At 37.8% G+C, this 15,065-nt stretch carries 11 protein-coding genes; 8 read left to right on the top strand and 3 right to left on the bottom strand.

Translation table 11 applies throughout. The features are described 5' to 3' along the window. The first annotated feature begins 32 nt into the window (after positions 1-32). Both NSMS1_RS19745 and NSMS1_RS19740 read left to right on the top strand, forming a co-directional pair. The gene (locus NSMS1_RS19745) at positions 33-704 is read left to right on the top strand and encodes a cytochrome P450 (RefSeq protein WP_224086465.1); all 672 of its coding nucleotides are present in this window, start codon (positions 33-35) and stop codon (positions 702-704) included. A 418-nt stretch (positions 705-1,122) separates the two neighbouring features. Further along, complete coding sequence (locus NSMS1_RS19740; RefSeq protein WP_224086464.1) at positions 1,123-1,890, top strand: PEP-CTERM sorting domain-containing protein; 768 nt, start codon at positions 1,123-1,125, stop codon at positions 1,888-1,890. Between the two features lie 457 nt (positions 1,891-2,347). Here the strand turns inward: NSMS1_RS19740 and ruvC are convergent, their stop codons facing one another. Next, positions 2,348-2,845, bottom strand: a complete 498-nt coding sequence (gene ruvC, locus NSMS1_RS19735) for a crossover junction endodeoxyribonuclease RuvC (protein ID WP_224086463.1) — start codon at positions 2,843-2,845, stop codon at positions 2,348-2,350. A 166-nt stretch (positions 2,846-3,011) separates the two neighbouring features. Here ruvC and NSMS1_RS19730 point away from each other — a divergent pair, with 166 nt between their 5' ends. After that, on the top strand, positions 3,012-4,382 hold the full coding sequence (locus NSMS1_RS19730; protein WP_224086462.1) for a uridine diphosphate-N-acetylglucosamine-binding protein YvcK: 1,371 nt from the start codon (positions 3,012-3,014) through the stop codon (positions 4,380-4,382). Between the two features lie 60 nt (positions 4,383-4,442). After that, entirely contained in the window at positions 4,443-4,898 is a 456-nt protein-coding gene (tsaE, locus tag NSMS1_RS19725; RefSeq protein WP_224095285.1) for a tRNA (adenosine(37)-N6)-threonylcarbamoyltransferase complex ATPase subunit type 1 TsaE, read from the top strand. A gap of 1,261 nt (positions 4,899-6,159) precedes the next feature. Here tsaE and NSMS1_RS19720 read toward each other — a convergent pair. Further along, entirely contained in the window at positions 6,160-7,335 is a 1,176-nt protein-coding gene (locus tag NSMS1_RS19720) for a patatin-like phospholipase family protein (protein ID WP_224086461.1), read from the bottom strand. A gap of 271 nt (positions 7,336-7,606) precedes the next feature. Then, on the bottom strand, positions 7,607-8,926 hold the full coding sequence (locus tag NSMS1_RS19715; protein WP_224086460.1) for a dihydroorotase: 1,320 nt from the start codon (positions 8,924-8,926) through the stop codon (positions 7,607-7,609). Between the two features lie 267 nt (positions 8,927-9,193). On the opposite strand from NSMS1_RS19715, the gene lepB reads away from it, so the two are divergent. The 4 genes from lepB to NSMS1_RS19695 all read left to right on the top strand — a co-directional run bounded on the left by lepB (position 9,194) and on the right by NSMS1_RS19695 (position 15,026). Further along, complete coding sequence (lepB, locus tag NSMS1_RS19710) at positions 9,194-9,838, top strand: signal peptidase I (protein ID WP_224086459.1); 645 nt, start codon at positions 9,194-9,196, stop codon at positions 9,836-9,838. A 184-nt stretch (positions 9,839-10,022) separates the two neighbouring features. Next, the gene (locus NSMS1_RS19705; RefSeq protein WP_224095284.1) at positions 10,023-10,814 is read left to right on the top strand and encodes an MOSC domain-containing protein; all 792 of its coding nucleotides are present in this window, start codon (positions 10,023-10,025) and stop codon (positions 10,812-10,814) included. A 789-nt stretch (positions 10,815-11,603) separates the two neighbouring features. Continuing rightward, positions 11,604-13,439 (top strand): EAL domain-containing protein, encoded by a 1,836-nt coding sequence (locus NSMS1_RS19700; RefSeq protein WP_224086458.1) that lies wholly within the window; start codon positions 11,604-11,606, stop codon positions 13,437-13,439. Between the two features lie 177 nt (positions 13,440-13,616). Beyond that, positions 13,617-15,026, top strand: coding sequence for a response regulator (locus tag NSMS1_RS19695; RefSeq protein ID WP_224086457.1), 1,410 nt, complete (start codon positions 13,617-13,619; stop codon positions 15,024-15,026). Positions 15,027-15,065 lie beyond the last annotated feature (39 nt).

The raw sequence follows: 15,065 nt of genomic DNA, 5'->3' as shown, positions 1-15,065 counted from the left end.
TAGTGAAGATAGTGCTAATAGGAGCATTTGTCATGAAACTTCCAGATAGTCCACAGATACCCAAATTCATGCAGTTATTGCAGTGGATTTATCAGCCATTGCAATTGATGGAAGCATCTGCCAAAGCTCACGGTGATTTTTTTACACTATGGCTCACAAATAAACAGCCAATGGTGTTTTTAAGTAATCCTCAAGCAGTGCAGCAACTTTTTTCTCTTCCTTTAGAACAGTTAGACGCTAAAGCATCAGCCCAAATTCTCCAACCTTTATTGGGTGAAAACTCTTTACTATTGCTGTCTGGGGAAACTCACCAACGCCAGCGCAAGTTATTAACGCCGCCTTTTCATGGTGATCGCATGAGAGCCTACGGCGATATCATTACTAATATTACCAAAGAAGTCATCAGACCAGATTTATATCCCCAACCGCAAGAGTTCAACCCAGAACGGTTTTTAGAAAAGCAGTATTCATTATATGAGTATCTACCATTCGGTGGCAGTAATCGGCGCTGCGTAGGTATGGCTTTTGCCTTGTATGAGATGAAATTGGTGTTGGCAACAGTATTAAAAAATCTGGATTTAGCATTAGTTGATAACTATCCAGTTAAACCTATCCGCCGTGGTGTTACCTTAGCACCCTCCGGTGGTAAATGGTTAATTGCTACAGCACAGCATCAAACAACCAAAAATCCTATTGAGGTGTAGTTAATGGTGGCGATCGCTTCTATGATTTTACCAGGGGCGATCGCACTACTCAAAACTTCCCTGACTTCTGCACATCTCTAAGCTACAGCTACTTTACTCAATAAAGTAAATGCTTCCGAATATTTACAACTACCTCAGCGTTACCAATTTCATCTGCTCTTTACTTTACTGCTATCTTAAACACAATATTTTTATTTACCATAAATTACTTCATCAGCAATTTTACATTCTTCATTAAGAAAGAATATAAATTTCATATTTTTTTCTGTAATCACAGTATTTTCATCTTCAAGCATTGCTAAAAACACTACAGAATTTTATTTTTGATGCTCTTATCAAAATCTAGTAATTACATCATTTTTTTTAGTAGAGATTAGTTACAAAATTGACTTACAAAACTTACGAATCGAAAAGTTAAATGCTATCTCTTAAAAAACTTGCTTGTTTTACAGTTCTTTCCGCATCCGTAGTTACTTCTGTTGCTTACGCTGGTTCTGCCCATGCTGTTAAGATGACTTACAGTGCTGGTGCTTACCGTAACCAAAATGTTAAGAATGAAGGTGCTTTCTCTGAAAATGTCAACAATAAGAATTTTGTTACCATCGATTTCAATGGCATAACTGACAATAGCTTTAAGGGCAACGATCTAGTACAATACACCTTCTCTGGAGGCAGCTATTCAACTACTCCTGGAAGTACAGGTATTTTTAATGATCAATGGGCTCCTGCTAGTGTTAAAGGAGAAGTAAATCAGAGCAATTATTTAGCAGTATTTGATGGTAACTCTGTCAGCATTAAAGCTAAGAATGGAGGTGTTTTTAATTATTTTGGTATTAACGCAGGTGCTTTAAGCGGTGGTAATACCTTTGAATTACTCAAGGGAGGTACAGTAGTTGGCTCATGGGATTACATTGCTTTAAACGCAGTTGCAAAGGTTGTGGGTACTAACCAGAACGGCGAAAAGAATGGTTTTTATGAGTTTTTATCTCAGGGTTTCGATGACAACTTTGATGAAATCAGGCTTTCCCAAGTTGGAGGCGGTGGATTTGAATCTGATAACCACACATTTCAGATTGGTAGTGGGGCGTTCCAATCTACTCCAGAACCTGGTGTTACTTTAGGGATGCTAGCGGTGGGTAGTATCTTCCTTTACCAGCGCAACAAAAAGCTACAAAATGTCAAGTAGTCCTAGATTTGAAATCTAATAGACCGAACTGAGTTAGGTTGCATTTGTAATAAATTGGATTAAAGTACATATTTATAAATATCTCTCCAGTATGCTATGAAGCATTTGGAGATTATTTTTTATAGCAACGGACATATTGGTTAGGACATCATATTTTGCTCTCAAGGGAATAGGGAACGGGGAACAGGGAACAGAGAAATGTCCTAACAATTGTGGCTACTGCTATAACAACTCAAAATTAATAAATTCAAATTTACTAATAAATTCAAATTTACTTAATGTTTTCAGTTTGATACAGGAATTAGATTTTATTGCTGGAAAAATATCAGTATTATGTAGGCTGTACTAGGCTTAAGCCATAACGCACCTAAAGCATGGAGCGAGGCGCGTTACGCTAATACTAAAACGCCCTACGTATATTTCATCAATCAAATATCAGTGCTATATCTCTCATGATTTAATCAACTGTCAACATGTAGGCTGTTAAAGCAACTGCTAAAGCATCGGAAGCATCGTCCGGTTTAGGAATTTCCTCTAAATCTAATTCTCGTGCTACCGCTTCTTGTACTTCAGATTTATCAGCGTTGCCATAGCCTGTTAAAGTTTGTTTAATTTGGGCTGGGGTAAACTCTACATAAGGCAAATGGTGCTGTGCCAATGCTAACATAACTACACCTCTAGCTTGTGCCACAAGGATGGTACTTGACATACGATAGAAGAACAATTTTTCCACTGCAACCAAATCAGGTTGTAACTGGTCAATCACGGTGTGCAAATCATCGAACAAAGTACACAAGCGTTGTCCTACATCCACATCTGCCGAAGTTCTAATCACGCCAAAATCCAAGATATTCACCATCGTATCTTGAATTTGGGTGGGACTTTGTTTGCAAGTAATTGCACCAAAGCCTAAAATAGCCAATCCTGGGTCTAATCCTAAAATGCGTTTTTCCATTAACTGTTGATGGTTGACTGTTGACTGTTGACTATGGACTAATGACTAATGACCAATGACTAATAACCAAGTAGAAAAAAGTTTCCATAATTTCTTACTTGGTGTTAAAACCAGTTAGTGTACATTTTCTGTTAATTATTGTTTGTACCACGGCTCCGAATTAGGTATGTCAATCGGTTTTCTCAGACAAGCTCTTAACGCGCTGCAAAAGCAGTCGCCTAGTCGAACGTCCCATCGGGTGAACCAGTGGTTCAAATGGTTATCCCCTGGACTTTCGATCAAACGTTGGCTGCTAATTAGTGTTGGGGGTGTTCTACTGTCGATGCTGGGGTTAGCTATTTGGGTTAAGCTAACCCCCATTTTTTGGTTGATGGAGTTGATTAGAGGTTTTTTAGGAGCCATAGCCAACATTTTACCCAACTATATCAGTGGCCCTTTGGTAATTTTGGGCGGCTTGTTATTGCTGCTTTGGGGTCAGACTCGCACTGTTGGCTCAATTACTCAGGTTTTAAGACCAGGTGCGGAAGAAGAACTGATTGATGTACTGTTAGCCCATCGTCGCTTGTATCGGGGGCCGAAAATAGTTGTTATTGGTGGTGGGACTGGGCTATCTACTTTGCTTAGAGGGTTAAAAACTTACAGTGCTAATATTAGCGCGATCGTCACTGTGGCTGATGATGGTGGTTCTTCTGGTAGGTTGCGTCAAGAATTTGGTGTCTTACCACCAGGGGATATTCGCAACTGTTTGGCAGCTTTGGCAGATGAAGAAAAGTTATTAACAGAGTTATTTCAATATCGTTTTCGGGCTGGGGATGGTTTGACTGGTCACAGTTTTGGTAATTTGTTCTTAACTGCTATGAGCGATATCACCGGAGATTTGGAACGAGCTGTTGCTGCTAGTTCTAAAGTTCTGGCGGTGCGAGGGCAAGTTTTGCCTGCTACTCTCAGCGATGTTCGTCTCTGGGCAGAATTAGCCGATGGCCGCATCATTGAGGGTGAATCGAGTATTCCCAAGGCTGGCGGTAAAATTGTCAAGATTGGTTGCATTCCTGCCAACCCTCCAGCTTTGCCAGCCGCGATTAAAGCTATCAAAGAAGCTGACTATATTATTATTGGCCCTGGTAGCCTTTACACCAGTTTAATTCCTAACTTATTAGTATCAGACATTGCAGATGCGATCGCCGCATCTCAAGCCCCAAGTATTTATGTCTGCAATGTCATGACTCAACCAGGAGAAACTCAAGGGTACACTGTTGCTGACCACATCCGTGCCATTGATGCGGCTTGTGATGGCAGAAGGTTATTTGATGCTGTACTAGTACACAAAAAATCACCCTCAGCCCAGTCACTCATCCGTTACGCACAACAAAATTCCCATCCTGTATTTTTAGATAGGGAAGATGTAGCCCAACTTGGAAGAAGAATAGTTTTAGCTAATGTCTTATACGAAGACGAAACAGGCTTCGTGCGTCACAATCCCCAAAAGTTAGCTAAAGTCCTATTGAAATGGTACAGTGGCGCACATCATGGGAAGTAGGGAGTGAGGGGAGATGAGGGAGTCAGGAAAAACTAATGACTAATGACTAATGACCAAACAATGAAAATTCACCTTGTAGATACACAAGCAACATTAAATTTGGGGATTTTTCTAGGGCAAACTTTAACAACCGGTACTGTAATTTTACTGGCTGGTGATTTAGGTGCGGGTAAAACTACTTTAGTACAAGGTTTAGGTAAAGGTTTAGATATTACTGAACCCATTGTCAGTCCTACTTTCACGCTGATCAATGAATATACTGAAGGACGTATCCCCCTTTACCATTTAGATTTATATCGCTTAGATCCGCAAGAAGTTGTCAATTTAAACCTAGAAACTTACTGGGAAGGTATTGAGGTAATTCCGGGTATTGTAGCGATCGAGTGGTCAGAACGGATGCCCTACAAGCCAAGTTCTTATATTGATGTGCTTTTAACTTATGGCGATGAGGGCAGTCGTCAAGCCGAGATTATACCTTTCAATTGCACTATCAGCGAGTCTATTACTACTATCTGAACAGCTTTAGCTCAAATTAGGTAAAAACACTGCCTAGCACTTGATTAATATTAGGGATGTTTAGCACTGGCTAAGACGGTAAAAATTTACCCCAAATCACATGAGAATTATCCTAAATTCCACAGTATATCAGCGCCATACCTAATTAATCTCCACATTATTTAAGACAAAATTTTTACCGATAGATGAGGAAGAATATTTTACTCATGCTATCTACCACTACCGCGCTCATCACAGAAATTCACTAACATAATTGCCTTCATATTTGTAAAATTGGTGAATTACTCTTCAACAAAAAATTTGATTGCATTTGCTATCTATGGATGCCATCTACTGATTTATTGATTGAGGTTAGCTAAGATTGCGTATGCTCTGAATTAATCTTTCTGTAGATGGATGAAAACTGAAATCTAAGTGTTTTCAAAGTTTGTGTACAAGTAATATCTGGCGAGTTGCAAGATTTCTTGAATACTTTTGGTGAAAATTAAATTGGTTTTAACATTGACATAAACTGTTCCTTTAACGAATTATTTATCTAATCAGGCTTACAACAGACATTTGATAAATCAGTCAATACTGGAAAATTCTTTTTATTTTTTTGCACTATCATTGTTCTTGTTTACCTATTCCTAGATTATCTCTGTAAAATTTGTGCTTAATTATGCAAGAACAAATACTGATTTAGTGTTTCTATCTATGTTTTGCTAAGTAATATGAATATCCTTAGCAGTCAAACGTTTCGCAGCATTAAACAAGCAGAGATGTCAGAAATAAGTTTTTAGAACGTACAATTTAAGTGAATATAAAATTTTTATATGTATAAAACATTGTTTTCATGAAAATTGACCCGTTTACTTAACCCTAATTTTCTCTACAGTTATGTGCTAAAAAATCCGGATAGTTAAATGCAAAAAGCTCATAGGGGTAAGTAAAAGGCTTACTACTTTCCGTACTAGTTGCTTAATCTATCCTGGTACTTAAGTATTCCCAAAAAAATTTTGGATATATACCCGTAGGGTTACTAATTATGAAGCTATAAGTAGAACTTAATATATAAGAGTAAAATTAAAGTCTATCTTATGATAGATAATATTTTCTTCGCCTAGATTTGAGTTGACACCGATGAATAATCTGAGAGTGTAAGCGCTTTGAACACCTACACCCTAAGCAAAACCTTTGATTTTTCGTTATAAGAGCCAGAAAAGGACTTGTTTAAAACAATCTAAAGTTTTAATTTGACAGAAGTTTCCTGATGAGACGATTAATTAGCTTGAATAAAAGCAGCGATCGCCTCTTTCACTTGAGATCCGCAATCATTTCTGGTTTGAAAAGCATACCCATACTCAATAAACTTTGACGTAGCATCAATTAAACTCTGCAAAGTTCTCTCCCTGGCGTTATCCATCTCTTCACTGAGTTGAGTTTTTGTAAATTTGTTGACTCTCTCCTCTGGTTTAAGAAGTTCACGAGTATCTTTATATGTTTCATTTTTTTTAGCTCGGAATTTCTCATTCAAATCAAACTGAAGACGCAAATATCTTTGAGAGTTATAGCCACCCATAAGATGACGGCAGATAGTACTGCTAACTTCAGATGTCGGTTCCATAAATATATCAACAAGGTGCTGCGCCCAGTTCACCCCACGCCAGTCTTTTATCTGCTCAAATTCATATGGTTCACCGGTTTGACCAGTACCAATAGACAAGATGGCGATGTCTTCTAAACTTTTAACAGAGTCTAAATTGTATTTTTGTTTGATTTCTGGAGAAATTGAAGATTGAGATAACCGCATGACTAAGCTAAGTGCAGCTAAAGCTGGGTTATTTGCAGCAACGCCTCCATCAATATGAGGGAATACCCAATTGCCATATTTTTCTTTATTGACAGGCTCTAATTTATATGGTGGAAAGTAGGTAGGTGCTGAGGCTGAGGCGGCGCAAATTTCCCATAAATAACAATCGTCATACCATCTATCACCTATATCTGGATGGCAATTAGTAAAAAATGTAGTGTTACGGTAGAGAGTATCATAAGCCAAAATCAAGATTATTGGGCTTTCAATGTCTTTAATTTTGCTGTCGCCTAAAACATTTTTTAAGACTTTAGTTAGTCCTTGGTGTAAATATTTAGGTGGTGAGACTACTTCCATAAATTGCGGCAAAGGCGACGGAATAGGTTGATAACGCTCTTTGCGATGAATGGGAAATATTCGTTTACCTTGTTCTTTATAGAGTTTAATTAGCTCACTACTATTTTTTTTAGTGGCGATTCCGGCTGTTAATATTGATCCTGTGGAAGTGCCAGCAATTAAATCAAAATATTCGTGTAAAGATTTACCATGACGCTGTTGAATCTGTCGTTCTACTTCTTCTAAAATGCTTGCTGTAATAACACCGCGTATACCGCCACCATCCAAACTCAAAATTTTAAAGGCCATTGTAGTTTTCTCAGGGTAGATTCAGCACTGGAAGTTGAAAGGCTAAGGCAGAGGTAAGCGGAAAAGTATCTAGTTTGCATAGGGTAATTAAATCAAACTCTTGTGGAGTAGGCATTATGAACGCCCTTATTATGCAAATTAAAGGTTTAACAGCTTAGAGAAGCAGAGAAAGAATCATAGTTTTCCACAAATATGGCAATTTCAACGCTTCTCTACCGCGCCTCAACATTCACCCACAGTTTTACTCTACGTAAAATGAGAATATTATTAGCTACACAAAATTTAAAGCTTGACCCCGTACTTGAGTATTTAACTTGCCTTTGTCATAGACAATTTCACCGCCAACTATAGTCGTGACAGCCCATCCTGTAAGGTTCCAACCTTCAAAGGGACTCCAGCGACATTTGGTCAATAGTTCTTCTCTCAGGACGGGGCGGTATGTATGCAAATCGACAAGCACTAAGTCAGCATCATAACCAGGAGCGATCGCTCCTTTATTGGGGATACCATAGGCTTTAGCGACAGATGTAGACATCCAATTGGCAACTTGGGCAACACTACATTTCCCCTCCATCGCCGCCGTTAACATTACCGCCAAGGATGTTTCTACCCCAGGCATCCCAGATGGGCTATTGGGATAAGTTTGTGCTTTTTCTTCTAAAGTATGGGGAGCGTGGTCTGTAGCAATGAAGTCAATTACCCCATCCCGCAAGGCTTGCCACAAAACTTCATTATCGTGGGGCGATCGCAATGGCGGATTCATTTGTGCTAATGTACCGATACGCTCATAAGCACTAGTATTCAATACTAAATGTTGGGGTGTGACCTCTGCTGTCACCCAACTAGGTTTATCTTGACGCAATAACTCAGCTTCGTCGGCTGTAGACATATGCAGAATATGTAACCGACGCTGATATTTTTTAGAAAGTTTTAATGCCAATTGAGTGGCTAAAAGTGCAGCTTGGTTGTCTTGAATTTGTGAGTGAATGGCTGGGTCTTGAATGCCTGCGAATTGTTGACGGCGCTGGTTAATTCTGGCTTGGTCTTCCGCATGAACGGCAATTAGGCGCTGACCTTGAGCAAATATGGAATCGAGTATAGTTTCTTGGTCAACCAGCAATTGACCGTGCATTGACCCCATAAAAATTTTAATTCCTGGTGTGGGATGTGCCGAGATTAAATCTGGGGTATTTTCGCCCGTTGCCCCAATAAAAAAGCCATAATTGACTAAGCTTTTTTGGGCAGCACGTTGTAACTTGTCATTTAAAGCTTCCTGATTAGTTGTCAGGGGGCGTGTGTTGGGCATTTCTAAAAAAGAAGTTACGCCTCCTTTTGCACAGGCACAACTAGCTGTGAATAGGTCTTCCTTGTGTTCTAGACCTGGCTCGCGGAAATGTACCTGGGGGTCGATGACTCCCGGCAACAAAGTCAGTCCTTCCGCGTCAATTTCTGTAGCTGGCGTATTGTTGGCAATTGTTGGCGCTACTTCCACGATTTGGCGATCGCGTGTCAACACATCCCCAACTAAAAACTCACCATTCGGTAGAATGATGCGAGCGCGACGAATTAGTAAACTTTGTGGAGATGACATAAGGCTAACACTTTTCCCAGCCGGGGCTATAGACTATAAAAAACTATGCTTTTAGGGCAATGTAGTCAGCAGTATTTGTAATAATTTTTTGCACTATGTGAAAAAAAAGTTTATTTTTAACTTATGAATCAGCCTAGTTGCCCAAGTTAATTGTCAAAAATAAAGGTTTTAAGTCAATGAACTAGTCTACTCCTCTCGCTAAGATTAAAGAATATAGTCTCTCTGAGCGAGTTAATTACTTACACTATTTATTACTTCACTAATTTCATGCAAAATCAAGTGTCTGAAAATAATTCTAGTAAACAACCTGATAACTCTTGGATCGGAGAGTTGGGTAGAACAGTTGTATTAAGTATTGTTCTTGCCTTGGGTATTCGTACCTTTGTGGCTGAAGCACGATGGATTCCTTCTGGTTCTATGGAACCCACTCTCCACGGTACTCCAAACCAGTGGGAAGCAGACAAGATTATTGTAGATAAGTTGAAGTATAGATTTGCTCAACCCCACAGGGGAGATATTGTAGTTTTCTCACCTACAGAAGAATTACAAAAAGAACAATATCAAGATGCTTTTATCAAAAGAATCATTGGCTTACCAGGAGAAACAGTAGAACTAAGAGACGGTAAGGTATATATCAACAAAAAGCCTTTAAACGAAAAAAATTATCTTAGTGCTAAACAAACTACAGTAATTGATGTTTGTACATCAGGTCAGCAACCAGCTTTCTTAGCAAAACCTCAAACAATACCTCCAGATTCTTACTTAGTGCTAGGAGATAATCGTAATAGTAGCTACGACAGCCGTTGCTGGGGTGTCGTTCCTCGTAAAAATATTATTGGTCGTGCAGTGCTTCGCTTCTGGCCGCTTAACAACGTAGGTGGAATCGATAAATCACCGTTATATCCACAGTGAAAGACTAGAATCAGGTAGTAGTCAATCAATTTTGAATTTTAGATTTTAGATTAACTGGGTTGGTAATGAAAAACAAATCCACACATCTAAAATTTGCGGATCTCAAAATTGCTACAGTCATATCATATAAATCTTAGTCTATGAGTTATAAACTTTGGACTAATGACTAATGACTAAAAATACAATGCCTTACCTAGCCAAAATTTTCATCTACCCCATTAAATCATTAGATGGGGTAGAACTAGAGCAAGGGCGAGTTCTTGCTAGTGGCGCATTAGAACATGACCGCGAATTTGCGTTATTTGATGAAAAGTCTAAGGTAGTGAATGGCAAGCGTTATTCATCAATTCATCAATTGCACTCGCAATTTAGCATCCCCCAACGAACTATCTCGCTACAACTTCCTGGCCAAGAATCAACGACTGTATTTCATTTAGACCAAGAAAGACAAGCACTAACAAACATTTTGAGTGATTTTTTTGGGTTTGCTGTAACGCTACAGCAAAACTCTGTAGTCGGCTTTCCTGATGATTTAAAATCACCAGGCCCAACCATAATTAGCACCGCCACCTTAACAGAGGTGGCTTCTTGGTTTCCTGATGTAACTGTCGATGAAATGCGTCGTCGAATGCGTGCAAATCTGGAAATTGGTGGTGTACCTGCATTTTGGGAAGACCAATTATTCAGCGAATCAGGTGATTTACTTTCTTTTCGGATCGGAGATGTACAATTTTTCGGAGTAAACCCCTGTCAGCGTTGTGTAGTCCCTACAAGAGATTCCCGCTCAGGTGAGGCTTATTCAAATTTTCAGAAAATCTTTATTCAAAAGCGACAAGCAACTTTACCGCAATGGGTTGCTTCATCTCGGTTTAAGCATTTTTATAGTTTAAGCGTCAATACACAATTACCTAGTTCAGAAACAGGGAAACTGATCAAAATAGGGGACAAAGTAGAATTTACGCTGGATTTGAATTAGAAAAACCTGTAAGCATTTCTATGCCATCTGAAGGCATTAACTAGGACTTACGCACCAAGGTTATCTGTTGAGAGTAGGTGTAAAGGTTTGAAAGATTCATACTCATCTACCCTTATACCTTTGTCTAAACCCTTAATTTTTCGTTGTCATGCGCAAGTCTCATAACTTTCTTCTGTAATGAATTTTTGCTTTACCTGATCTATGCGCCAACAGTTAAAAATTTACCCAAAACGCTTTTTTACAACTACTACGACAATATGATGATTTTACGAGCTAATTAGCACTAAATTATAGTATGAAAAAGCTTTTGGTTACTGAGGGTGAATATGTTACTGTGCTTATCCAATAATACATATTCGTGTATTGTCAGATGAAATTAGACAAATTATGGTGTTATAAAAAAGTTTAACCCTTTAGATTGGCAATACATAGCCCATTAATATGGACTTTGATAAAAAAGTAGTACTTTATACTGGTGTCAGCTACTTGCTTGATGATTTCTGATATTGTAGACAATACTCATCTTTGATTTTAAGGTGGCTGATATATAGTTAGTGTCTTGAAGATGTTTAAGAAAAGTTGTTACAAACAAGTCTTGCTATTGCTAAATTAACAAGAACTTTGTCATAGCCAGTTTGCATTATTTTTTCTTATAAGACTTTTTGGCTAGTCATTATAGATTTAATACAATATGTTTCTTAAGAAAAAGCTATATTTTCTCTATTTTTAAGTATCTGGCGATTAACAATCAATCTAAAAAGCTCAGGGTAATCAATAAATCAATCCAGAATGAATTATCAGCAATTAAATCCATACAGAAAAGACATTTTGATTATCGATGATATGGCCGATAATTTGCGTGTTTTGTCATCAATTCTTACTAACCAAGGATACAATGTACGCAAAGCTTTAAACTGGCAAATGGCCTATACTGCTTGTCAAACATTATTGCCAGACTTGATATTACTAGATATCATGATGCCAGATGTTGATGGTTATGAAGTTTGCCAACGATTCAAAGCATGGGAACTTACTGCTGATATTCCCATAATTTTTATTAGTGCTTTAGATGATGTTTTTGACAAAGTTAAGGCTTTTCAAGTTGGTGGAGTAGATTACATCACAAAACCTTTTGATTTGGCAGAAGTACTGGTGCGCGTACAAAACCAAATGGAACTACGTGCAGCAAAACTAGAGATACTTACTCTCAACGCTGAATTAGAACAAAGGGTGAAACAGCGCACTTGGGAATTAGAAAAGGCTTTAGAAAAATTGCAAATTGAAGTTAATGCGCGTCAAAAACTACAAAATAAATTACTAGAGATGGCGTTGCACGATGCGCTTACTGGTTTACCAAACCGAATCATGTTTATCAAACGATTAGAGAAAGCTTTAAATCGTGCTAAACAGGAAGATGGCTATCAGTTTGCTGTATTGTTTTTAGATTGCGATCGCTTCAAATTTATTAATGATTCTTTAGGGCATTTAGTCGGTGATGAATTACTCATTGCTGTGGCTCACCGTTTACAATCTTGCCTCACACCAGATGCCACAATGGCAAGATTAGGTGGCGATGAATTTGGGATTTTGTTGGAAAATATAGAAGATATTCGCGCCTCAATTTATGTTGCTGATCATATTTTGCATCAACTATCAATGCCTTTTAAGTTATCTAGATACGAAGTTTTTATAAACGTTAGTATTGGTATTAGTTGGGGACATAAAGACTATGAAAAACCAGAATATTTGTTGCGAGATGCTGATACAGCCATGTACCGTGCCAAGGACTTAGGTAAAGCTAGATATCATCTTTTTGATCCTCAAATGCACCAGGAAGTCATCAAAACTTTAGAAATAGAAAATGATTTACGTCGGGCTGTTGAAAGACAAGAATTTGTCGTCTATTATCAACCAATTATTTCCTTAACTACAGGCAAAATTTCGGGATTTGAAGCGCTTGTGCGTTGGCAGCATCCCATCAAGGGTTTAATTCCTCCCATAGACTTTATTCCTGTAGCAGAAGAAACTGGTTTAATCAATGTCATTAACCTCTGGGTATTACATTCAGCTTGCAAGCAACTCTGCATTTGGCAATCTCATCCAGCAACACCAAAAGATATTACTATTAGTGTTAATTTAAGTGCAAAATTATTTCTACAATCTAATTTTTTATCACAGATTGATAAAGTTATTGCAGAAACTCAAATAAATCCCTCTAGTTTAGAACTAGAAATTACAGAAACTGTAATTATGAAAAATAGTAATGAGATTAAAACAATTCTTCAGCAATTAAAAGAACGAAAAATCAAACTGATTATGGATGACTTCGGTACAGGTTATTCATCATTAAGTTACTTACATATATTTCCTTTTAATGCCTTAAAAATTGACAAGTCTTTTGTCAGTCGTATGTTAGATAACCAAGCAAATATGGGTTTAGTCCCAGCGATGATTAGCATTGCTGCATCTATGGGAATGACTGCGATCGCAGAAGGTGTAGAAACCGAAGCACAACTTGAACAATTGAAAAGTTTAAAATGTGAATTTGCTCAAGGATATTTGTTTTCTAAACCAATTCCCCAAAACTTAGTAATGGATTTTATTACATCAAAAATTCAATGGTAATTCTTTACAGTATTCACATTTTATTAATCAAAAATTTATAATGGTTGTTTATTTTTGAGCCATTATTAAAGATGGAAGTTAACAAAATTATTTTGCTGAGTTTATTAAATATTTATTTGTATATATGAGGATACAATTTAATATATTTCTTATAAGAAAGAAAAATTTTAAATTGTAATGATTTTAGATAATAATTATAAAGCTAATATTTTAGTAGTAGATGATACACCGGATAATCTGCGGTTATTGTCAGCCATGTTAACTGCCCAAGGTTTTGAAGTCCGCAAAGCTTTAAACGGTAAAATGGCACTGACTGCATGTCAGATGGTTTTACCTGATGTCATTTTACTTGATATTAGTATGCCAGACATGGATGGCTATCAGGTTTGTCAGCAACTTAAAGCTGATGCCCACACCTGTGATGTACCTGTAATCTTTATTAGTGCGTTCGATGATGTACTAGATAAAGTCAAAGCTTTTGATGTTGGCGGTGTGGACTATATTACTAAACCATTTCATGGCGCAGAGGTAATCATTCGGATTGAAAATCAAATCAATTTACGTTCTTTACAGCTAAAACTCAAAGAAAAGAATTTTTTATTGCAAGATACTCTCAATAATCTTAAGAAATCCCAAGTCCAACAAATTCAAAATGAAAAAATGGCAGCGTTAGGACAATTAGTTGCTGGAATTGCCCATGAAGTCAATAACCCCATCAGCTTTATCTATGGTAATTTGCAATATGCTAATCAGTACATCCAAGATTTAGTCAAGATTATTGAAGCCTATCAACAAGAGTATCCAGAGCCAACACCCAAGATTCAACAAATAGTTAAAGATACGGACTTGAATTTTGTCATGCAAGATTTGGAAAATTTAATGGGTGCAATGTACAGAGGCTCTGATCGCATTAGGGAAATTGTCTTAGCACTACAAAACTTTTCTCGCCATGATGAAGCCCAAATGAAGCTAGTAAATATTCATCAGGGGATAGATAGTACTCTGCTGATGTTACAGCATCGGCTCAAAGCAACACCACATCGTCCCGAAATTGATGTAGTCAAAGAATATGGAAATTTGCCTTTGATAGCTTGTTATCCGAGCGAATTAAACCAAGTCTTTATGCACTTGTTAAATAATGCTATAGATGCTTTAGAGATAAGTGAAGAAAATAATTCTCAACTAGTGCGAGTTAGTCCCAAATTTCGCCTACAAACTAGCCGAGTAGATCCGCTTTGGTTAACATCTCGTCAAGCCACTGCGAATTTACAGCCATCAGGATTACTTAGAGTCAGGAAAGAAACTGCAACCCAAAACCCGCAAATTCGGATCAGTACAGAGATGCTAGATGCAAAGACTGCGAAAATTGCGATCGCCGATAATGGCGTTGGTATAGATGAATCATGTCACTCCTGCCTGTTTGACCCATTTTTCACCACAAAAACAGTAGGCAAAGGTAGTGGTTTAGGGCTATCAATTAGCTATCAAATAATAGTGCAGAAACATCAAGGGCAAATTAGCTGTTCCTCATCATCAGGTCAAGGGGCAGAGTTTGTGATCACAATTCCTATTGAGCAGAGTCATTAGTCATTAGTCCATAGTCAAAAGGCAGGAGCCAGAAGTTAG

Source organism: Nostoc sp. MS1, assembly GCF_019976755.1.
GTDB lineage: Bacteria > Cyanobacteriota > Cyanobacteriia > Cyanobacteriales > Nostocaceae > Trichormus.
The sequence above is the reverse complement of the archived record's forward strand: the minus strand, read 5'-3'. Positions and strand labels throughout refer to the sequence as shown.